21 protein-coding genes and 1 tRNA gene are annotated in these 20,615 nt (G+C 72.1%); 11 read left to right on the top strand and 11 right to left on the bottom strand.

Features of this window, described 5'->3' with window-relative positions; all coding sequences use genetic code 11:
* Window positions 1–365: 365 nt before the first annotated feature.
* Window positions 366–439, bottom strand: a tRNA-Pro gene (locus QSK22_RS19885).
* A gap of 78 nt (window positions 440–517) precedes the next feature.
* A complete protein-coding gene (locus QSK22_RS19880) occupies window positions 518–1,426 on the bottom strand; it encodes a metallophosphoesterase (RefSeq protein ID WP_285495742.1) in 909 nt (302 codons plus the stop codon).
* Window positions 1,427–1,545: 119 nt separating this feature from the next.
* On the opposite strand from QSK22_RS19880, the gene QSK22_RS19875 reads away from it, so the two are divergent.
* Complete coding sequence (locus QSK22_RS19875) at window positions 1,546–2,001, top strand: GatB/YqeY domain-containing protein (protein ID WP_285495741.1); 456 nt, start codon at window positions 1,546–1,548, stop codon at window positions 1,999–2,001.
* A 243-nt stretch (window positions 2,002–2,244) separates the two neighbouring features.
* Here the strand turns inward: QSK22_RS19875 and QSK22_RS19870 are convergent, their stop codons facing one another.
* Window positions 2,245–4,572: a penicillin-binding protein gene (locus tag QSK22_RS19870; RefSeq protein ID WP_285495740.1), complete on the bottom strand. Its 2,328-nt coding sequence runs from the start codon at window positions 4,570–4,572 to the stop codon at window positions 2,245–2,247.
* Window positions 4,573–4,928: 356 nt separating this feature from the next.
* On the opposite strand from QSK22_RS19870, the gene QSK22_RS19865 reads away from it, so the two are divergent.
* The gene (locus QSK22_RS19865; RefSeq protein ID WP_285495739.1) at window positions 4,929–5,243 is read left to right on the top strand and encodes a WhiB family transcriptional regulator; all 315 of its coding nucleotides are present in this window, start codon (window positions 4,929–4,931) and stop codon (window positions 5,241–5,243) included.
* Window positions 5,244–5,401: 158 nt separating this feature from the next.
* On the opposite strand, the gene bagB is transcribed toward QSK22_RS19865, so the two are convergent.
* Window positions 5,402–6,556 carry an ATPase BagB gene (bagB, locus tag QSK22_RS19860; protein WP_285495738.1) on the bottom strand — a complete coding sequence of 385 codons (1,155 nt, stop codon included), beginning with the start codon at window positions 6,554–6,556 and terminating at the stop codon, window positions 5,402–5,404.
* Window positions 6,557–6,581: 25 nt separating this feature from the next.
* A complete protein-coding gene (gene bagA, locus QSK22_RS19855) occupies window positions 6,582–7,577 on the bottom strand; it encodes an ATPase BagA (protein WP_285495737.1) in 996 nt (331 codons plus the stop codon).
* 362 nt (window positions 7,578–7,939) lie between these two features.
* On the opposite strand from bagA, the gene QSK22_RS19850 reads away from it, so the two are divergent.
* Entirely contained in the window at window positions 7,940–8,992 is a 1,053-nt protein-coding gene (locus QSK22_RS19850) for a slipin family protein (protein ID WP_285495736.1), read from the top strand.
* A 238-nt stretch (window positions 8,993–9,230) separates the two neighbouring features.
* Here the strand turns inward: QSK22_RS19850 and QSK22_RS19845 are convergent, their stop codons facing one another.
* Entirely contained in the window at window positions 9,231–10,187 is a 957-nt protein-coding gene (locus QSK22_RS19845; RefSeq protein ID WP_285495735.1) for an NADP-dependent oxidoreductase, read from the bottom strand.
* 126 nt (window positions 10,188–10,313) lie between these two features.
* Between QSK22_RS19845 and QSK22_RS19840 the strand changes: the two genes are divergently transcribed.
* The 5 genes from QSK22_RS19840 (at window position 10,314) to QSK22_RS19820 (ending at window position 13,373) form a co-directional block, all read left to right on the top strand.
* Entirely contained in the window at window positions 10,314–10,715 is a 402-nt protein-coding gene (locus QSK22_RS19840; protein WP_285495734.1) for a winged helix-turn-helix transcriptional regulator, read from the top strand.
* Window positions 10,716–10,770: 55 nt separating this feature from the next.
* Complete coding sequence (gene sp36, locus QSK22_RS19835) at window positions 10,771–10,932, top strand: Sp36 family protein (protein WP_285495733.1); 162 nt, start codon at window positions 10,771–10,773, stop codon at window positions 10,930–10,932.
* Window positions 10,929–11,387 (top strand): RidA family protein, encoded by a 459-nt coding sequence (locus QSK22_RS19830; protein ID WP_285495732.1) that lies wholly within the window; start codon window positions 10,929–10,931, stop codon window positions 11,385–11,387. Before sp36 ends, QSK22_RS19830 begins: the two co-directional genes overlap by 4 nt.
* Window positions 11,388–11,561: 174 nt before the next feature.
* Entirely contained in the window at window positions 11,562–12,410 is an 849-nt protein-coding gene (locus QSK22_RS19825) for an NUDIX hydrolase (RefSeq protein WP_285495731.1), read from the top strand.
* Between the two features lie 147 nt (window positions 12,411–12,557).
* Window positions 12,558–13,373: an MBL fold metallo-hydrolase gene (locus QSK22_RS19820; RefSeq protein WP_285495730.1), complete on the top strand. Its 816-nt coding sequence runs from the start codon at window positions 12,558–12,560 to the stop codon at window positions 13,371–13,373.
* A 75-nt stretch (window positions 13,374–13,448) separates the two neighbouring features.
* Here QSK22_RS19820 and QSK22_RS19815 read toward each other — a convergent pair whose 3' ends face one another.
* On the bottom strand, window positions 13,449–14,135 hold the full coding sequence (locus QSK22_RS19815; RefSeq protein WP_285495729.1) for a Crp/Fnr family transcriptional regulator: 687 nt from the start codon (window positions 14,133–14,135) through the stop codon (window positions 13,449–13,451).
* 330 nt (window positions 14,136–14,465) lie between these two features.
* Between QSK22_RS19815 and nth the strand changes: the two genes are divergently transcribed.
* The 3 genes from nth to QSK22_RS19800 all read left to right on the top strand — a co-directional run bounded on the left by nth (window position 14,466) and on the right by QSK22_RS19800 (window position 17,307).
* Window positions 14,466–15,194: an endonuclease III gene (nth, locus tag QSK22_RS19810; protein WP_285495728.1), complete on the top strand. Its 729-nt coding sequence runs from the start codon at window positions 14,466–14,468 to the stop codon at window positions 15,192–15,194.
* 126 nt (window positions 15,195–15,320) lie between these two features.
* Entirely contained in the window at window positions 15,321–15,917 is a 597-nt protein-coding gene (locus QSK22_RS19805) for an NUDIX hydrolase (RefSeq protein WP_502872339.1), read from the top strand.
* Window positions 15,918–16,110: 193 nt separating this feature from the next.
* On the top strand, window positions 16,111–17,307 hold the full coding sequence (locus QSK22_RS19800) for a MarP family serine protease (protein ID WP_285495726.1): 1,197 nt from the start codon (window positions 16,111–16,113) through the stop codon (window positions 17,305–17,307).
* Between the two features lie 10 nt (window positions 17,308–17,317).
* On the opposite strand, the gene QSK22_RS19795 is transcribed toward QSK22_RS19800, so the two are convergent.
* The 4 genes from QSK22_RS19795 to nhaA form a co-directional block, all read right to left on the bottom strand.
* Window positions 17,318–17,779, bottom strand: a complete 462-nt coding sequence (locus QSK22_RS19795; protein ID WP_285495725.1) for a DUF309 domain-containing protein — start codon at window positions 17,777–17,779, stop codon at window positions 17,318–17,320.
* Between the two features lie 49 nt (window positions 17,780–17,828).
* The gene (locus tag QSK22_RS19790; protein WP_285495724.1) at window positions 17,829–18,752 is read right to left on the bottom strand and encodes an alpha/beta fold hydrolase; all 924 of its coding nucleotides are present in this window, start codon (window positions 18,750–18,752) and stop codon (window positions 17,829–17,831) included.
* 7 nt (window positions 18,753–18,759) lie between these two features.
* Window positions 18,760–19,191, bottom strand: coding sequence for a phage holin family protein (locus QSK22_RS19785; protein ID WP_285495723.1), 432 nt, complete (start codon window positions 19,189–19,191; stop codon window positions 18,760–18,762).
* 182 nt (window positions 19,192–19,373) lie between these two features.
* Entirely contained in the window at window positions 19,374–20,615 is a 1,242-nt protein-coding gene (nhaA, locus tag QSK22_RS19780) for a Na+/H+ antiporter NhaA (protein WP_285495722.1), read from the bottom strand.

Raw genomic sequence — 20,615 nt, 5'->3', positions numbered from 1 at the left:
GCGCTGTCGTCGCCAGCCACCTGCTGCTCGCCGAGGCGGCCAACCGCCTGAACTCGCCCACGACGGCACCGCCACGGACCATCCCTCCGCACGTCATGGTCTGCCGGTCGGTTCGTGCCGGCGGTGACACCAAGACCAGGAAGTCGCGTCGGACGATCGTCCAACCGGCTCACGCGGTCACGGCCCCTGCGCGACCAACGCGCACGCCAGGAGGCAACCGCGGTCGAAGCCGACCGGGCACAGGGGCCGGGAACGTCGCGTAAGTCGGGTGACAATGGCTCCCCGGTTGGCTCCCCGCGGCCCCAGAGAACGGAGAAGGGCCCCGAAGTGATCTCCGAGACCCTGTCTCACCTGCTGTTTCTCTGTCGGGGTGGCGGGATTTGAACCCACGACCTCTTCGTCCCGAACGAAGCGCGCTGCCAAGCTGCGCTACACCCCGGTGGTGGCTGCCCGGGAGTCGTACGTGCTCCCGGCGCCTTGACCACTTTAGCGGATCCTGCGGAGTGGTGCGTCCCTATTATCCGCCCGGCCGGCGCGGGACGAGGGTGAGCAGGGACGCCTCGGGCGGGCAGCAGAAGCGCATCGGGGCCATCGGGGAGGTGCCGAGGCCGGCGGAGACGTGCAGCCAGGCGCCCTTGTGGCGGTGCAGGCCCTTGACGCGGGGGCGGTCGATGCCGCAGTTGGTGGCCAGGGCGCCGTAGAAGGGGACGCAGACCTGGCCGCCGTGGGTGTGGCCCGCCAGGAGCAGGTCGTAGCCGTCGGCGACGAAACGGTCCATGTTGCGGGGTTCGGGGGAGTGCATGACGGCCAGGTGGACGTCGGCCTGCGGGTCGACCGGGCCGGCGATCTTGTCGTAGCGGTCGCGGTTGATGTGGGAGTCGTCGATGCCGCCGAACTCGATGTCCAGTTCGCCGACCTTGAGGCGGCCGATGCGGTTGTTGAGGTCGAGCCAGCCCGCGGCCTGGAGGGACGAGCCCAGCTCGCGGTAGGGGAGGTCGGGTTCGCGGCGGCGGCGGGCGTAGTCGCGGCGGCTGGTGCGCCAGATGTAGCGCAGGGGGTTCTTGAAGACGGGGGAGTACAGGTCGTTGGAGCCGTAGACGAAGACGCCGGGGCGGTCGAGCAGGGGGCCCAGCGCGTCCAGGAACGGGCCGATGGAGTCGCGGTGGGAGATGGAGTCGCCGGTGTTGACCACCAGGTCGGGCTCGAGGGCGTCCAGGGAGCGCACCCAGTGGATGAGGCGCTGGCGGCCGGGCGTCAGGTGCGCGTCGGAGATGTGCAGGATCTTGACGGAGGGACGGCCGGGCGGCAGCACGGGTACTTCGAAGCGGCGCAAGCGGAACCAGTTGCGCTCGATCAGCGAGGCATAGCCGAACGTGGCGGCGCCGGCGCCCACCAGCCCCATGGGGACGGCATACAGCTTTCGCACGGTTCTCCCTCCGGGCCCCTTCGATTCGCCTCCCATCGTCCCAGACAACCGCGTCCCGGCCGAACCGTCGCGGATTTATTCCTGTGAGACGGCGGGGGTTCCGCGGGCATGATGTGACCATGAAGCTCAAGGAGAAGCTGGAGGGCGACCTCGCCACCGCGATCAAGGCGCGGGACGAGGTGCGCACCCGCACGCTGCGCATGGCGCTGACCGCCGTGCGGAACGAGGAGGTCGCCGGCAAGAAGGCCCGCGAACTGTCCGACGAGGACGTGGTCAAGGTGCTGAGCCGGGAGGCCAAAAAGCGCCGGGAGGCCGCCGCCGCGTTCGCCGGCGCCGGACGCGAGGAGCAGGCACAGGCCGAGCGGGACGAGGGCGCGGTGCTGGAGCAGTACCTGCCCGCCCAGCTGACCGACGAGGAGCTGTCCGCCCTGGTCGCCGACGTGATCGCCGAGACGGGCGCGGCGGGGCCCAAGGCGATGGGGCAGGTCATGAAGGCCGTGAACCCCAAGGTCGCGGGACGCGCCGAGGGCGGGCGCGTCGCGGCGGAGGTCAAGCGGCAACTCGCCGGCGGCTAGGGCCCGCTTCCAGAGTCGGCCGGAGCCATTCGTTGATGGCGGCGATGTGGACGGTGGCCTGGTAGCGGACGGCGAGCTCGTCGAACCCGGGTGACCGCCGACGCCGGCAGCCCGCCTGATCGGCCGGTTCGCAGGTCGCGGCCGCGAAGTCACTACTGCCGCCGCTCACCGCTCCAGATGCGAGCACGGAAACGCCCCCCGGCCGCGCATCCGGCAGGGGGGCGTTTCCGTTGTGCTCAAGCGTCAGTCCTGGTTGCGGCCCTGGGGCCAGGGGAAGGGCCATCCGCCCTGCCCGGGGTTGTCTCGACCGGGGCGTTGGGGGTTGGGGCGGTTGCTGCCCTCGCTCTGGTAGACAGTGACGGTGGTGCCGGGCTCCACCTCGGTGCCCGCGTCGGGGGACGACGCGGCGATCGAGCCGCGGGGCTGGTCGGACGCGATGCCGCGGGGGGCCAGCCGCATCTTCAGGTCGGCCCCCTCCAGGGCGCGCCGGGCCTGCTCGACCGACATGCCCTTGAGGTCGGGGACCTTGACGGAGTCGCCGAAGTCGCGGATGGGACGGGAGAAGCCCGGGGCGGGCTCGCCCGCCAGGGCGTTGCGCATGCTCTGCGCCCAGATGGGGGCGGGGATGTCGGCGCCGTAGACGCCGTACACCTTGTACTGCCACGGGCCGCGGAAGTCGTAGTAGGCGACGGCGGCGGCGAGGTTGGGGGTGTGGCCGGCGAAGACCGCGCAGGTGAACTCCTCGCAGGTGCCGGTCTTGCCGGCGGCGGGGCGGCCGATGCCCTGGCCCGCCGCGGTGCCCTTGGTCAGCACGCCCTGCAGGATCTCGTTGACCTTGTCGGCCACGGCCGTGTCGACGGCCTGGCGGCACTCGGACTTGGGCAGCTTGAGCTTCTTGCCCTCGTTGTCGATGACCTCGGTGATCGAGACCGGCGCGCAGTACTTGCCGCGGGCGGCGAACCCGGCGTACGCGGCGGCCAGGTGCACCATGTCGATGTCGTTGGTGCCCAGCACCTGGGAGGGGTACGGGTCGAGCGGGGCGCCGGTGGCCTTCTTCATCCCGAACTTCTCGGCCATCTTCACCGCGTCGCAGACGCCGACGCGCTTCTCCAGCGCGGCGTAGAAGGTGTTGACCGAGTGCCAGGTGCCGGTTTTGAGGTTGAAAGTGCCCGCCTCGCTGTCGCCGGCGTTGCTCATCGTCCAAGAGCCGCCGCCGAGCATCTTGCCGTTCGGCATCCGGCACGGCTGGTAGCCGCTGATCGTGGTGGTCTGCGGGGAGTTGATGGTGGTGCTGACCGGGATGCCCTCTTCGAGCGCGGCGGCCAGGGTGAACACCTTGAACGTCGATCCGGCGGACACGCCGCTGCCGCCGCCGTGGAAGCGGTCGGCGGCCAGGTTGATGGCGGTGCGGCCCTTGCCCGCGCCGAACCGCTTGCTCTGCCCGAGCGCCTTGAGGTGCCCGGTGCCCGGTTCGACCATCGCCTCGACCGCGACCCGGTTGCCGGTGGGGGACACCCGCGAGCGCACCGCGCTGTCGAGGGCGCGCTGGGCCTTCATGTCGAGGGTGGTGCGGATCGTGTAGCCGCCGCGGTTGAGCTTGTTGACGACGTCCTGCTGCTCCTTCGGGCTCATCTCCCAGTACTTGCCGTCGGACAGGACGTTGAGCATGTCGTACTTGACGTACTCGCAGAAGAACGGCGCCTTGCTGGTCTCGCAGCCGCCGACCGGCTCGGTGCGGTTCAGCTCGATGGGCTTGGCCGCGGCGGCGTCGGCCTGCGCCTTGGTGATGTGCCCGAGCTGCTGCATGCGGTAGAGGACGGTGTCGCGGCGCTTGCGCGCGTCCTTGGGGTTGCGGATCGGGTCGTAGGCGGTCGGGTTCTGGGTGATGCCCGCCAGCAGCGCCGCCTCTTCGAGCTTCAGCTCGGAGGCGGGCTTGCTGAAGTACCGCTTGGCCGCGGCCTGCACGCCGTACGCGCCGGCGCCGAAGTAGGCGATGTTGAGGTAGCCCTCCAGGATCTGGTTCTTCGTCATGCGCTTTTCGATGTCGAGCGCGTAACGAAGCTCGCGCAGCTTGCGGCCGACCGTCGGCGCGGTGGCCTCCAGGTACTCCTCCTGCGTTTTGGCGCTGTCGACCAGCAGGTTCTTGACGTACTGCTGGGTCAGCGTGGAGCCGCCCTGCGTCTGGTCGGACTCGACGTTGGAGGCGAACGCGCGGATGGTGCCCTTCAGGTCGAGCGCGCCGTGCTGGTAGAAGCGCGAGTCCTCGATGTCGATGATCGCCTGCTTCATGACGGGGGCGACCTGGTCGAGCCGCACCGACTCGCGGTACTTGTCGAAGAACGTTGCGATCGGCTGCCCGCTGGCGTCGTACACCACCGTTTTCTCCGACGGCGGCGTCGTCTTCAGGGTGCTGTCCATGTCCTGGAAGTTGTTGGCGGCGTCCCGGGCGGTGAGTCCGACGCTGCCGACACCCGGCAGCGCGATGAACGCCACCAGCACACCGGCGACGACGCCGGTTCCGACCAGTCGTAGGAGCGTGGAGACGGCGCGCGCTCGACGTTCTTTCTGCACGAACCCTAGGTTACGCGGGACGAGCAGTGCATACGGGACAGCTCACTCGTCCCGTACATGACCACTGCGTATCACAACGGACCCGGCCCGGGGTGATCAGCCTGGTCCGATCGCCCGGCCTGATCACTCGCGTGCTGTCAACCGACGTGCTACCTCGCGCGTCAAGGAGAGGTAACTAGTCCGTTCCGGCGGTATGGCCCTGCCGGGCTATATCGAGAATGGGCCCATCGGGGGCTGTTGATTCCCCCCTCGCTTCCGTAAGTTCTTCCCCACGGCTTTCGTTTGGCGGCCTGACGTCCGCGCCCGTCTGGCCAAGGAGCGCAAATCGACACAGACCCTAGGGGAGTGGGGCCAAGATGTGGATCACGGATTGGACCGCCCGCGCCGCCTGCCGTAACGCGGATCCGGACGCCCTGTTCGTGCAGGGAGCAGCGCAGAACCGAGCCAAGCTGATCTGCCGCGGCTGCCCGGTGCGGACGGAGTGTCTCGCCGACGCTCTCGACAACCGGATCGAGTTCGGAGTCTGGGGTGGGATGACCGAGCGTGAGCGGCGAGCCCTGCTGCGTCGGCGTCCGGACGTGAAATCGTGGCGCGAACTGCTGGAGAACGCCAAGGAGGCGTACGAGCGGCGGGTCGAGGCTTCCAAGGAGAAGGCACTCGTCGCCGGCTGACGTCGTCTCGCCGCTCCGGCGGCAATAGGCGGGCCGGGGCCCGGTTCTCCGGGTACCCGATCGGCAGGGTCCAACCAATCGACAGCGGTCGTGGGTGCGCATCGGTGCTGGTGCGCACCCACGACCGTATGCGCTTTTCGCCAGGTGCCGGCGGCCGGTCAGGCGGCCTCGGCGGGTTCGGTGCGGGCCAGGTCTTCGCCGATGAGGCGCAGGCCGTCCAGGTCGCAGACGTCCTCGGCGTGCGCGGGCACGGTCGTCACCGGGACGGTCGGGTGCGTGGAGGCGAAGTGCTCGCGCAGCCGCTCCTCGCGCGCGGCGACCTGCATACGGTCGGCGTGCATGCGCAGCAACGCGGCGGTGAGCGGATGGTCGCCGCGTTCCTGCAGCGTCTCGGCGGCGGCCAGGCTGCGCGCGGCCGACAGCCCGTCGGCCGCCGACTCGTGCACGCGGTTGACGACCAGTCCGGCGAGCGGCATGCGCTCCTCGGCCAGGCGTTCGACGAAGTAGGACGCCTCGCGCAGCGCGTCCGGCTCGGGCGCGGCCACCACCAGGAACGCGGTGCCGGGCGTCTGCAGCAGCTGGAACGTCTTCTCGGCGCGTTCGCGGAACCCGCCGAACATCGTGTCGAACGCGGCGACGAACGTCTGCACGTCGCGCAGCAGCTGCATGCCGAGCACCTTGTTGAGCACGCCGGTGAACATGCCGAACCCGGCGCTGAGCACCTTGACGCCGAACCGGCCGCCGGTCTTGGCGGGCGCGGCCAGGATCTTCATGAACCGGCCGTCCAGCAGCCGGCCCATGCGGGCGGGGGCGTCGAGGAAGTCGAGCGCGTTGCGCGACGGCGGGGTGTCGACGACGATGAGGTCCCAGGCGCCCGAGCGGTGCAGCTGCCCGAGCTTCTCCATCGCCATGTACTCCTGCGTGCCCGACAGGCTGGACGACAGCGACTGGTAGAACGGGTTGGCGAGGATCTGCCGGGCCCGGTCGGGGTCGGCGTGCGCTTCGACGATCTCGTCGAAGGTGCGCTTCATGTCGAGCATCATGGCGTGCAGCTCGCCGTCGCCGTCGATGTCGATGCGGCGCGGGTTGTTGTCCAGCTCCGACAGGCCCATGGACTGGGCCAGCCGGCGCGCCGGGTCGACGGTGAGCACGACGACGTCGCGGCCGCGTTCGGCGGCGCGCAGGCCGAGCGCCGCGGCGGTGGTGGTCTTGCCGACGCCGCCCGACCCGCAGCACACGATGATCTTCGTGCGGGGGTCGTCGAGCAGCGCGTCCACGTCCAGGACCGGCGGCGTCTTGCCGGTGGGGCTCATCTCAGGCCGTCCCTTCCGCAGCTGGTCATGCCGCACCCTGGTCGCGCAGGGCCTGCGCCAGGTCGTACAGGCCCGCCAGGTCCATGCCGTCGGGCAGCAGCGGCAGGACGTAGCGCGGGCGGTCGAGGGTCCGCAGGCGCTCCATCTCGCGGCGCTGGAGCGCGGTGCGCCGGGCGTGCTCGGCGGCCTCGGCGGCCAGGCCGACGGCGATCGTCTCGGCATCGTGTTCCAGCCCGGCGGCCTTGAGTCCGCGGACGATCGCGTCGGTGTCCAGTTCGCCGTTGCCGGCGGCGGCCAGCGCCTCCTCGTCCAGCAGCGGCGGATGCTCCATGTTGACGATCACGCCGCCGACCGGCAGCCCGACCTGGCGCAGCTCGGCGATGCCGTCCATGGCCTCCTGGACGGGCATCTCCTCCAGCAGCGTGACGAAGTGCACCACCGTCTCGGGGCTGCGCACCACCCGCATGACCGTGTCGGCGTGGTTGCGGATCGGGCCCACCTTGGCCAGGCCGGACACCTCCTCGTTGACGTTGAGGAACTTGCAGATGCGGCCGGTGGGCGGGGCGTCCATGACCACCGCGTCGTAGACGAACGCGCCGGAGGGGTCGCGGCGGCGGACGGCCTCGGAGGTCTTCCCGGTGAGGATCACATCGCGCAGGCCGGGGGCGATCGCGGTGACGAAGTCGACCACGCCGAGCCGGGTCATGGCCTTGCCGGCCCGCTTGAGGTTGTAGAACATCTCGAGGTACTCGATGAGCGCCTCTTCGGTGTCGATGGCGAGCGCGTAGACGTCGCCGCCGTCCGGGGCGACGGCGACCCGGCGCTCCTCGTACGGCAGCGGCGCGCAGTCGAAGAGCTGGGCGATGCCCTGCCGTCCCTCGACCTCGACCAGCAGGACCTTCCGGCCCCCGGCGGCCAGTGCCAGCGCCAGGGCGCCGGCGACCGTGGTCTTGCCGGTGCCGCCCTTGCCCGTGACCACGTGCAGGCGCACGCCGTCCCAGTCGGTGTCTCTCGCGCTCACTCGATTGACCATATCGTTCGCTCGGCAAGTACCCGAGGGGGTGCCCGGCCCCTATGCAAGTGATTCCTGACACGGTGCCGCGCCCCAGCCGAGTCCCCCTTTCCGGCCGTTGTGTGGGCCGTGCCCCGGAGGTTGGGTAGGAAACGTGGGACCGATCCCTCGGATTCCGCCTGCCTGACCGGTCGAGCCGTCCCCGGGGGAGGCCAGACCGCAGCGGCCTGGGCGCCCCCTGAATCGGCCCGCCGTCCCGGGACGGAGCTGCAGGCGCCCGGTGCGCCTCGCACGCCGTCGCGCAGGAGTCCGGCGGGGCCCGCGGGTTCGGGCCTTGTCTATCGGGCCTTGTCTATCGAAAGGTGCCCGTGATGGCGGTAATCCTCACCATCGTCTTCGTCGTCGCCTTCATCGCGCTGCTGACCGCCGGGTCGGCCGTCAAGGTGGTGCAACAGTACGAGCACGGCATCGTGTTCCGGTTCGGGCAGGTGCGGCGCGGCGACCGGCTGCGTCCCGGCGCGGTCCGGCCCCCCGGCCTCACCGCGATCATCCCGATCGTGGAGCGGATGCAGAAGGTGAACCGGCAGACGGTCACGATGAACGTGCCCGCGCAGGAGGGCATCACCCAGGACAACGTGTCCGTGCGGGTCGACGCGGTGGTCTACTTCCGGGTGATCGACCCGGTGAAGGCCATCGTCAACGTGCAGAACTACGGGTACGCGGTGTCCCAGATCGGGCAGACCTCGCTGCGTTCGGTGATCGGCCAGACCGACATGCAGGAGCTGCTGGGCGAGCGCGAGAAGATCAACATGCGGCTGCGCGCGATCATGGACGAGATCACCGACGGCCCCTGGGGCATCCGGATCGAACGCGTCGAGATCAAGGACGTGTCGCTGCCGGAGGGCATGAAGCGCTCCATGGCCCGCCAGGCCGAGGCCGAACGCGAACGCCGCGCCCGGATCATCGCGGCGGACGGCGAGTTCCAGGCGTCCAAGCGGCTGGCCGCGGCCGCCGAGATCATGTCGCAGGACCCGGCGGCCCTCCAGCTGCGGCTGCTGCAGACGGTGGTGGACGTGTCGGCGGAGAAGAACAGCACGCTGATCATGCCGTTCCCGGTGGAGCTGCTGCGCTTCTTCGACCGGATGGCCCCGGCCTCCGCGTCCCCGTCCACCGGCGAGGGCAAGCCCGACCTCGGCGAGCGCCTCGCCAAGGCCGAGGAGGAACTCGCCAAGGCCGCCGAGAGCGGCCCGGCGCTGCAGTCGACCAAGGACGTCCCTCCTGTCGTCGGCCTGGACCAGCCCGCGCGCAAGGCCCCCGAGGAGCTGTCGGGCTCCTCCGCCGACTCCCCGCGGGGCATCGCCGACGCCCACCCGTCCGCCGGGGAGACCCCTGAGGAGTCCGCAGGGGAGTCCCCAGCGGAGTGACCGCGAAGACCTCCGCGGGGGGACGGCGGCTATGGCGTGAGCACGAGTCGTCCCCGTAGGCCGCCCTGCTCCGTGAGGCGGTGTGTCTTGGCGGTCTGTGGCAGCGGCCGGGGTGTTGGCCGTTTGGCCGTCGGTTGGTGCCGCTAGGTGGGTGAGTTGTGTGGTGTCTGCACAGGGCCCGCACGTTGTCTATGCGGATGCCGCGCAGTGGGGCGGGGGCTTCTGCGGGGGACGGCGGCTATGGCGTGAGCACGAGTCGTCCCCGCAGGCCGCCCTGCTCCATGAGGCGGTGTGCCTCGGCGGCCTTGGACAGCGGCAGTGTCCGAGCTACCCGGGGTGTCAGTCGTCCGGCGTCGACCAGTGCTGCCAGGTGGGCCAGTTGCGTGGCGTCTGCGCGGACCCACACGTTCTCCACGCGGATGCCGCGCAGCGGGGGCGGCACCGCGTCACCGCCGAGCACCGCGACGAACGCGCCGCCGCTGCGCACCGCCTCCAGGACCTCCAGTCCGGTCACGGCGGCGTCCAGCGCGCCGTCCACTCCGCCCGGAACGATCTGGCGGACGGCGTCGCCGAGATGCGCCCCGCGCGGTACGAAGTGCTCCGCGCCGAAGGAGCGCACCAGGGCTTCGTCGCCGGCCGACGCGGTCGCCACCACGCGCAGGCCGCGCTGCACCGCCAGTTCCACCGCGTATCCGCCGACCGCGCCGGCCGCCCCGGTGACGAGCACCGCGGCCCCCGGCGGGAGGTCGAGCAGGTCCAGCGCCTGCAGCGCGGTCAGCCCGTTCAGCGGCACCGTGGCGGCGTGCACGGCGTCGACGGAACGCGGCGCCTGCGCCACGGCGTCCGCGTCCAGTACGACGGCCTCCGCATGGGTGCCCGAGGGGACGTCCAAGCGGTCCTTGAGCGCGAAGACCTCGTCGCCCACGGCCAGGTGCTCGACGTCCGGCCCCACGGCGTCGACGGTGCCGGCGACGTCCCAGCCCAGGCCGAACGCCTCCCGCGCGCCCGGCTCACCCGGCCGGGGCATCAGGCCGTTGGCCGTCATGGCCCCGGCCCGGACGCCCACGTCCACCGGATTGACCGCAGCCGCGGCCACCCTGATCCGCACCTGGCCGCGTCCCGGCACGGGCTCGGGAAGGTCGGCCTCCTGCAGCGCCTCCGGCCCGCCGGGCGCCTTGACGATGATCGCACGCATATCGAACTCCATGGTCGACACGTGGTTGCGCGGGAGAACCCCGCACCGGCCACCTTCGCCGGAACAGCCGGCGCCCCGGAAGGAGTTACCTGCAAGTGCGTTCGGCACCCGGAGGTGAATTCGCAGATGGCGACGATGACCGCCGCGCAGCGCCGCGAGGCCGCCAAGGCCGCGTTCGACGAGTACATGGCGATGTGCCCGTCCCACCAACTGCTGGAGATCATCGGGTCCAAGTGGGTGTCGCTGGTGCTGTCCCGGCTGGCCGACGGGCCGCTCCGCTACGCCGAACTCGCCCGGGCCCTGCCCGGCGCCAGCGCCAAGATGCTCACCCAGACGCTGCGCACCCTGGAACGCGACGGTTTCGTGGCACGCGACGTCACTCCCGCGGTGCCGGTGCAGGTCAGCTACTCCCTTACGCCGCTCGGGGAGCGCATCGTCCCGCTGCTGGCGGCGATCAAAGCGTGGGCCGACGAGCACATCGGGCAGATCCACGCGGCACGCGACCGCTACGACGCCTCCCGCGTCTGACGCCGCCCGAGGACCGGGCGGGCCGCGGGAGGGGCGGTCGCTAGGCTGGGTGGCCATGAAGAAGTGGGAGTACGCGACCGTTCCGCTGCTGGTGCACGCGACCAAGCAGATCCTCGACAACTGGGGCCAGGACGGGTGGGAGCTCGTCACCGTCCTGCCGGGGCCCAACCCCGAGAACCTGGTGGCCTACTTCAAGCGCGAGGTGCAGCCGAAGTGACGCCCGAGGAGCGGCTGCGCGATCTGGGGCTGGAGCTGCCCGAGGTCGTCGCGCCGGCGGGCTCCTACGTGCCGGCGGTCCGCACCGGCTCCCTGGTCTACACGGCCGGGCAGGTGCCGATGGTCGGCGGCAAGCTGCCGGTCACCGGCAAGGTCGGTGCCGAGGTCAGCCTTGAGGAGGCCGTCGAGCAGGCCAAGATCTGCGCGCTCAACGCGATGGCCGCGCTGCGCGCCGAGACGGGGGAGCTGGCGCGGGTCCGGCGCATTGTCAAGGTCGTCGGGTTCGTGGCCAGCGCGCCGGACTTCTACGACCAGGCGAAGGTCGTCAACGGGGCCAGCGACCTGCTGGGCGCGGTGTTCGGGGACGCGGGCCGGCACGCGCGCAGCGCGGTCGGCGTGGCGGTGCTGCCGCTGAACGCGCCCGTCGAGGTGGAGCTCATCGCCGAGGTCGAATGACGTCCGCCGACGGCCGCGGCCGCGCCCGTGCGGCAACCGCGGCCGTCGCAGCGGCACGCCCCGCCGGCGGCCGGGGCTTGACGGAACGGCATTCGGTATGTCCGAATTAGCCGCCATGGGGATCAGTCGAGTAGTCCATGGCGGGACGTCCCGCCACACGCCCCGGGCCGGCCGATGGTGAACGGGCTGAAGCTCCCGCATCAGTTCGTGGAGCGGATCGAGGGCATGCGCGCCGGACGGATCGAGCCGGCGACGCCCAGGGACGCCGCGACCGTGGTCGTCCTGCGGGACCACCCCGAGCACGGGCTTCAGGTGTTCATGCTGCGGCGGGTGTCCTCGATGGCGTTCGCCCCGGGGGCGTACGTGTTCCCCGGCGGGTCGGTCGACCCGCGCGACGGCGACGCGGACATCGCCTGGGCCGGGCCGTCCCCGGCGGAGTGGGGCGCCGCCTTCGGGGCCGGGGAGAAGCTGGCGCGCGAGCTGGTGTGCGCGGCCGTGCGCGAGACGTTCGAGGAGAGCCTGATCCTGCTTGCCGGGCCCGCCGGGACTGCCGTCGTGGACGACACCCGCGGCCAGGCGTGGGAGGCCGACCGGCAGGCGCTGCTCGCCCGCACCGTGTCGCTGGCCGAGATGCTGAACCGGCGCGGATTGGTGCTGCGCTCGGACCTGCTGCGGCCGTGGGCGCACTGGATCACGCCGGCGATCGAGCCGAAGCGCTACGACACGCGGTTCTTCGTCGCCGCGATCCCGCCGGGGCAGCGCGCCGGCGACGTCAGCACCGAGGCCGACCGGGTGACGTGGGTGCGGCCCGAGGACGCGATACGGCGGGCGCAGGCGGGTGAGTGGTTCCTGATGCCCCCGACCCTGGCCACCCTGTCGGAACTGGCCGGTTATCGGACGGTCGCGGACGTGCTGGCGGCCCGCCGCGAGATCGTCACCCACGAGCCGACGGCGGAGGTGATCGACGGGGAGGCGTACCTGGTGCTGCCGCCCGAGACGGCCCGCCACTACCCGCGGGGATGAGCGGTCGTGCGCCGTCGGCTCGTCCGGTGGCCGGTCCGGGAGCTGACGAGGTGGCTGGCGGGCACGTCGGCGCCGCGCCACCTGGCGCGGCTGGACCGGCTGGGGCGGCGGCTGGGTCTGCGCTCAGCGACCGGCAGGATGGGTGAGATGAGCGAGATCGATGGGATGGGTACGGAACGAGCGTTCTGCGTGCTGGCGCCGAACCCGTCACCGATGACCCTGGACGGCACCAACACCTGGATCGTCGCCGAGCCCGGTGCGGAAGAGGCGGTCGTCATCGACCCCGGCCCCAAGGACGGCAAGCACCTGGAGCGCGTCGTGCGCACCGTCGCGTCGCAGGGGCGCCGCGTGGGGCTGGTCCTGCTCACGCACGGGCATCCCGACCACGCGGCGGGCGCCAAGCGGTTCGCCGAACTCGCCGCGGAGGCGGCCGGACGACGCGGCGGCGCGGTCCCCGTGCGGGCGCTGGACCCCCGCCACCGGCTCGGCGACGAAGGGCTGGCCGAAGGCGACGTCGTCACCACCGGGGGCCTGGAACTGCGCGTCCTGGAGACGCCCGGCCATTCGAACGACTCGCTGACGTTCTGGCTGCCCGCCGACCGCGCCGTCCTCACCGGGGACACCGTCCTCGGGTACGGCACCACGGTCGTCGAGGGCAGGCTGGGGGACTACCTGGCGTCCCTGGACCGGCTGCGGGCGTTCGCCGAGGAACAGGAGGCGGCGACCATCCTGCCCGGCCACGGCCCGCGCCTGGACGACCCCATCGTCGCCCTGGACCACTACATCTCCCACCGGCGCGAGCGGCTCGCCCAGGTGGAGGCCGCCGTGGCCGCCGGCGCCCGGACGGCGCGGGAGGTGGTCGAACGCGTCTACGCCGACGTCGACCGGTCCCTGTGGCCGGCCGCCGAGTGGTCCGTGCAGGCCCAGCTCGACTACCTCAACGAGCGCTCCTCCGGTGCGTGAACCGCGAGGGGAACAGGGGGCGGCCGGCGCTCCCGCAAGATCGCCGGGGCGGTCGCGACCCTGCGGAAGACCGCCTCACTTGGACCGCTTGCGCAGCCGCTCGATGTCGAGGATGACCACGGCGCGCGCCTCGATCCGCAGCCAGTTGCGCTGGGCGAAGTCGGCCAGGGCCTTGTTGACCGTCTCCCGGGACGCGCCGACGAGCTGGGCCAGCTCCTCCTGGGTGAGGTCGTGGTGGACGTGCAGCCCGGCCTCCGAGGGCTGGCCGAACCGCTCGGCCAGGTCGAGCAGGGCCTTGGCGACGCGCCCGGGCACGTCGGTGAAGACCAGGTCGGCCATCACGTCGTTGGTCTTGCGCAGCCGCTGGGCCAGTGCGCGCAGCAGCTGCACCGCGACCTCGGGGTGGCCGGTCAGCCAGGGGCGCAGGTCGTCGTGGCCGAGCCCGGCCAGACGGCACTCGGTGACCGCGACGGCGCTGGCGGTGCGCGGCCGCGGGTCGAACAGCGACAGCTCGCCGAACATCTCGCTGGGGCCGAGCACGCTCAGCAGGTTCTCCCGCCCGTCGGGGGCGGTGCGGGTGAGCTTGATCTTGCCTTCCAGGACGACGTACAGGCGGTCGCCCGTCTCGTTCTCGTTGAACAGCGTCTGGCCGCGTGCCAGCCGCACTTCGGTCACGTTGGCGCGAAGCGCCTTGGCGCCCTGCTCGTCGAGTGCCTCGAACAGCGGGGCTCTGCTCAATACGTCCACGTCGCGGTCGGTCACGCTTTCTCCTTCTACAAACACCTACACGCATAGTGTGACGTACGTCCCACCGCGTACGTGAAGGCAGGCCCACGGCGTACCGGTTCCGCCCCGGCATCCGCGAAGAGCTGGACCGCTCCAGTCCGCTCAGACGCCAGATCCTCCGGCACCAAGTGTACGGACCGCCCGGTGAGGGAGTCACAATCCCGCGAAGCAGGTCATCGCGGGGTGTGCGCGGCGACCACCTCGATTGCGGACGGACCGGCGGGCCGGCCGGGTGCGCCGGCGGGGCGGGACGGCGTGCGGTCATTCCCGGGGCCGCGGCCCCGGGGAGGACGTACTCTTGCCGGCATGGCGAGCAGCACGGACGACGCGGGGCGCGGGCAGGAGACCCGGCTGGCGCTCGTACGCCGCGCCCGGAAGATCAACCGCGTTCTGGCCGAGGTCTACCCCGACGCCAAATGCGAGCTGAACTTCGCCGACCCGTTCCAGCTGCTGATCGCCACCGTCCTGTCGGCGCAGACCACCGACGTGCGGGTCAACCAGACCACCCCGGCGCTGTTCGCCAAGTACCCCACTGCCGAGCAGCTGGCCGCCGCCGACCCCGAGGACGTCGAGCGCATCCTCAAGCCGCTCGGGTTCTTCCGCGCCAAGACCAGGTCCGTCATCGGCCTGTCGGCGGAGCTGTGCGAGCGGTTCGGCGGCGCGGTGCCGCGCACCCTGGACGAGCTGGTCACCCTGCCGGGCGTGGGCCGCAAGACCGCCAACGTCGTGCTCGGCAACGCCTTCGACGTGCCGGGGATCACCGTCGACACCCACTTCGGGCGGCTGGCCCGCCGGTTCCGCTGGACCGCCGAGACCGACCCGGTCAAGGTCGAGCACGAGGTCGGCGAGCTGATCCCGCGCAAGGAGTGGACGATCCTGTCGCACCGGCTGATCTGGCACGGCCGCCGCGTCTGCCACGCGCGCCGCCCGGCCTGCGGGGCCTGCGCTCTGGCCCGGCTGTGCCCGTCCTTCGGCGAGGGGCCGACCGACGAGGAGACCGCCCGCAAGCTGGTCAAGCCCGGCCCGTTCTCCTGACCTCCGCCCGGTCGCGCTGCCAGGGTGGGAAACAAAGCAGGTACTGATCAGGTTGGGAGAGGCGTGAGCGACACTGCAGCCCCCTGTCCGGCATGGCTCGACCGGTTCCTCGCGGAGGCGCCGCGGATGACCGTCCCGCCGGCGATGCGCCCGGCGGCGACGGCGCGTCCGGCGGCGGTGCTGATCTTGTTCGGGGAGGGGCCGCACGGCCCGGACATCCTGCTCACCGAGCGGGCCGCCACGCTCACCAAGCACGCCGGGCAGCCGGCCTTCCCCGGCGGCCGGATCGACCCCGGCGACGACGGGCCGGTCGGCGCTGCCCTGCGCGAGGCGCAGGAGGAGGCCGGCGTGGAGCCGTCGGGGGTGCAGGTGCTGACCACGCTGCCCGAGCTGTACCTGCGGCACAGCAACCACCGGGTCACCCCCGTGGCGGCCTGGTGGCGCACGCCGTCGAAGATCGCGCCCGGCCACCCCGGGGAGGTCGCCACGGTCGCCCGCGTGCCGATCGACGAGCTGGTCGATCCGGGCAACCGGCTGACCGTCCGCTATCCGGACGGCCTGCGCGTCGGGCCGGCGTTCCGGGTCAGCGGCATGCTCGTGTGGGGGTTCACCGCCAAGGTGCTCACCCAGGTGCTGCGCGCGGGCGGCTGGGAACGCCCCTGGGACGACGGCCGCGTGGAAGACCTGCCCCGCGAGATCGTGGACCTGGCCGGCGGGGGCTGACCGCCCGCGCCCGCGTCCGCCGCGGCCCGCCCGGCGCGCATGACCTGCGGGGCCGTGCGGACGCGGGGCGGCAGGCGTTCCGCGGAGCACGGTCGGTGATCGCCCCGAATCGCACTGCGCGGCTACGCGGCACCGTCCAAACTGGTCCACCGAGGGGACGTGCACACGGGCCGTCGCGCTATACGGTGAAGCGATGCTGGGCGACCACATTCTGGATGCGATCTTGCTCGTGTTGATCGTGTTGTTCGCGGTCTCGGGCTATCGGCAGGGGTTCATCGTCAGCCTGCTGAGCTTCGCGGGATTCGTGGGCGGCGGGGTCGTCGGGGTGCTGGTGGCGCCGCCGATCGCCGAGGCGACGGTGGACGGCGCGGCCCAGCAGGCGCTGCTGGCGATCGTGATCGCGTTCCTGGCCGCCACGTTCGGGCAGCTGATCGCCTCGTCCGTCGGCGCGGTGCTGCGCAACCGGGTCACCGGGATCAACGCGCGCGCCGTCGACGCGGCCGGCGGCGCCGTCGTCAGCGCCGTCTCCCTGCTGCTGGTCGCCTGGTTCTTCGGCAGCCTGGTGGCGCGCTCGGAGTTCAAGCCGCTGCGCACGCAGGTCAACGGGTCGGCGATCCTGGGCGGCGTCAACGACGTCATGCCCGAGCAGGCGCAGACGTGGTTCGCCTCCTTCCGCCGGTTCGTGGCCGCCAGCGAGTTCCCGCAGGTGTTCAACGGCCTGGGCGGCGAGTCGGTGACCGAGGTGCCGCCGCCCAACGACGCGGTCCTGCGGACCCCGGCACTGCGCGCCGCCCGGCAGAGCATCGTCAAGGTGACCAGCACCGCGCCGCAGTGCCAGCGCAAGATCGAGGGCACCGGTTTCGTGTTCGCGCCCGAACGGGTGATGACCAACGCGCACGTCGTGGCGGGGGCGCGCGGCTCGTCCACCATCGCGTCGCTGAACGGCACCACCGAGCGCGGCCGGGTCGTGCTGTACGACCCCAAGCGTGACATCGCCGTGCTGTACGTGCCGGGCCTGCAGGCGCCCGCGCTGAAGTTCGCCGGGCCCGCCCGGGTGCGCGACGACGCCATCATCGCCGGGTTCCCCAAGAACCGGCCGTTCACCACGGGGTCGGCCCGCATCCGCGCCCGGCAGACCGCCAAAGGCCCCGACATCTACCACTCGGGCCAGGTCAGCCGCGAGATCTACGCCATCCGCGGGACGGTGGAGCCCGGCAACTCCGGGGGGCCGCTGCTGTCGTCGGACGGCCGCGTCTACGGGGTCATCTTCGCCGCGGCGCTGGACACCCCGTCCACCGGCTACGCCCTCACCGCCGAGGAGGTCGCCCCCGACGCCCGCCTCGGCGCCCAGGCCACCGTCCCCGTGTCCACCCAGAACTGCTCCGACTGACCGCGGGACCTTACGGGGACGAGGTCAGCCGCAGTCGGACGGGGGCGTTGGAATCCGCCGCCCGGGCCGCCAGCGAGCGGGCCTGCCGTACGACACCGGTGACGTCGACACCGTGCGGTGGTTCGGGCGCGTACGGCTCCAGGCGGTCGGCGGCACGGGTCAGCAGGGCCTTGGCCCCCCGCGCGTTGCCGCGCCGCAGATGGGTGATGCCCACGGCGACCTGTGCCAGGCCCCGCCACAGTTCGCGTTCGGGTTCCTCGGCGGACTTCCATGCCGCCTCCAGGACCTCGTGCGCGTGGAAGGGGCGGTCGGCGTCCAGCAGCCGCTGCGCCTCCGTCAGCGCCTCCGCGGGGGTGAGGGACAGGTCGTCCGGCAGGGTGGGCACGCCCACGGCGCCGCGCGGCAGGGGGCGCCCGTACGCGTCACGCGGACGGGCGTTGCGCGGCCTGCCCGCCTCGTCCCGATCACGCATGCCTCCCACCGTACGCGAGCGGTCATCGCGCCGAGGGGCGGTGCGGGGGTCAGTGCTCGGGTTCGGGGTCGGTGAGCCAGCCGATGAGCTGGGAGTCGAACGTCTCGGGACGTTCCTGGTGGGGGAAGTGGCCCGCGCCCTCGATGAGCTTCCAGCGGTACGGCGCCTCCACGTAGCGTCCCGACCCCTGGGCGGAGGCGGGCAGCATGCAGGTGTCCAGGGAGCCGTGCAGTTGGAGCGTGGGCGCCTGGATGGGGCTGCGCATACGGGCGGCGTACCGTATGCCGTCCGGACGCGGCTGGGAGCGGATGAGCCACCGGTGGTACTCCAGCGCGCAGTGCGCCACCCCCGGGATCTGCACGGCCTTCCTCAGGAGGCGTTCGGTGCGTTCGTCGGGCCACCCGGGGCCGGACCACTCGTGCAGCAGCCGCCCCACCAGCGCGGCGTCGTCGCGCACGAGGCGCCGCTCCGGCCACACGGGCAGCTGGAACCCGAAGGTGTGCCGGGCGGCCCACGCCTGGCCGCGCAGGTCGCTGCGTACGGCCTGCCTCAGGCGCAGCGGATGGGGCGCGCTCACCACGGTCAGGCGCTGGACGACCTTGGGGTGGTACACGGCCATCGTCCACGCGAGCAGGCCGCCCCAGTCGTGGCCCACGACGATCGCGTTGGCCTCCCCGAGCGCACGGACGAGCCCCGCCGCGTCCCCGGCGAGGGTCACCAGGTCGTAGCCGCGCGGGGGTTTGTCGCTGCCGCCGTAGCCGCGCAGGTCCACCGCGGCCGCCCGGTAGCCCGCGCGTGGCAGCGACACCAGCTGGTGGTGCCAGCACCACCAGAACTCGGGGAAGCCGTGCAGCAGCAGGACCAGGGGCCCTTCCCCCGCCTCGGCGACATGGAAGCGCGTGCCGCCGGCGCTGACCGCGCGGTGCGTCCAGGGCCCGTCGACCTCGACGATCGACCCGTCGTGTCCGGGCATGGCGTGCTCAGTCCGTCAGCGCGGGGGTGTCGGAGTCGCCTCGGTGCCGCAGCATCGACAGGTCGTCGCGCAGCGTGCGGCGGGTGCGCTTGGCCCCGTCGATCTTGCGGATGCGCAGGTAGCCGAGGCCGAGCAGGGCCAGCGCCAGCAGCAGGTACACGCCGGCCACGATGAGGAACGCGGCCCAGTGCCAGATGCCCAGCGCGACCAGGCCGTACGCCGCGGCCATGGACAGCAGGATCACGATCAGGCCGGCGATGAGCCCGGCGATCGCGAACATCGTCCCGCCCAGCGCGGCTTTCTTGGCGTCGGCCTTCAACTCCATCTTGGCCAGGTCCATCTCGGCGCGGACCAGGTTGGAGATGTTGCTCGACGCCAACGCGACGAGTTCGCCGAGGGATTTGTCCTCGATCCGCTCGCCCGGCAGTGCCTCGGTCATATCGCTACTCCTTCCAGGCCCCCGGCTCCCAGGGGCTGCGCGCCAGCCTGGCAGCCGGGCGGCTCGTCCGGCCACCCGGCATGACCACCGCGGTCCGGATGTGGCCGCGTACACACGGCCGGGCCGCCTGCACACGCAGCCGGGGGGCCGCCTGCGCCGACGTCCGGACCGCCCATGCCGTCCTACCGGTCCGCTGCGTCGGCGGCGACCTCCGCCCGCGCCCGCATCCGCCGCCGGAAGACGATGGTGGCGCCCGCCGACGCGACGAGGCTCGCGATCAGGACCGCTGTCGTCACTCTCTCGAATTGTGCCGGGTCGGTATAGGCCAAACCGCCGATCAGCAGGGAAACGGTGAAACCGACCCCGGCGAGCATCGCGACGCCCGCGATCTCCCGCCAGTGCAGCTCCTCCCCGAGCGTCGCCAGGCCGAGCCGCACGGCCGCCCAGGCGCCGCCCAGGACGCCCACGAATTTACCGATCACCAACCCGGCGATCACTCCCAGGGCTATGCGGTCGGCGGCGACGGCCCCCAGCGACGAGGCGTTCAACGTCACCCCTGCCGACAGGAACGCGAACAGCGGCACGCACACGCCCGCCGAGAACGGGCGCAGCACGTGGTCGGCCTGCTCTGCGTTCGTCCGCTCCGACCCCGCCGTCTCCTTGGACGAGGTCAGCATGCCCAGCGCCACGCCCGCCACGGTCGCGTGGACGCCGCTCTTGTGCACGAAGTACCAGGCCAGGACCGCCAGCGGCACGTAGACCCACGGGGAGCGCACGCTCCGCCTCTGCAACACCCCGTACACCGCGACCAGTGCCACCCCGGCCAGCAGCGGCGGCGCGCTCAGGTGCTCGGTGTAGAAGAGCGCGATGATCGCGATGGCGATGAGGTCGTCGACGACTGCCAGCGTCAGCAGGAACACGCGCAGCGGCGCCGGGCTCGCCGGGAACATCACCGCCAGCACGGCCAGCGCGAACGCGATGTCGGTGGCGGTCGGCACCGCCCAGCCGCGGGCCGCGCCCGGCACTCCCGCGCTCACCGCCAGGAAGATCAGCGCGGGCAGCGCCACGCCCGCGCAGGCGGCGAGCACCGGCAGCGCCGCGCCCCGCGGATCGCGCAGCTCCCCGTGGGTCAGCTCCTCGCGCAGCTCCAGCCCGGCGATGAAGAAGAACACCGTCAGCAGCCCGCCGGACGCCCAGTGCTGCAGGTCCATGTGCCCGAGGTGCAGCCAGGACGGGCTGATCTCCAGCTTCTGAAGGCTCGTGTACGCGTCGGCCCACGGCGAGTTGGTCCACAGCAGCGCCGCCAGTGTGGCGGCCAGCATGACGAAACCGCCGACGGTCTCCAGCCGCAGCGCCTCGGCGACGTGGCGCGCGTAGCGGGCGGTGGGACGAGGCGGCCAGAGCGCGGCGACGCGGCGCTGCAT

It is taken from the genome of Actinomadura sp. NBRC 104425, assembly GCF_030269545.1.
Classification (GTDB): Bacteria; Actinomycetota; Actinomycetes; order Streptosporangiales; family Streptosporangiaceae; genus Spirillospora; species Spirillospora keratinilytica.
Note: the sequence above shows the minus strand (reverse complement) of the source record. Positions and strands in the feature narration are given on the sequence as shown.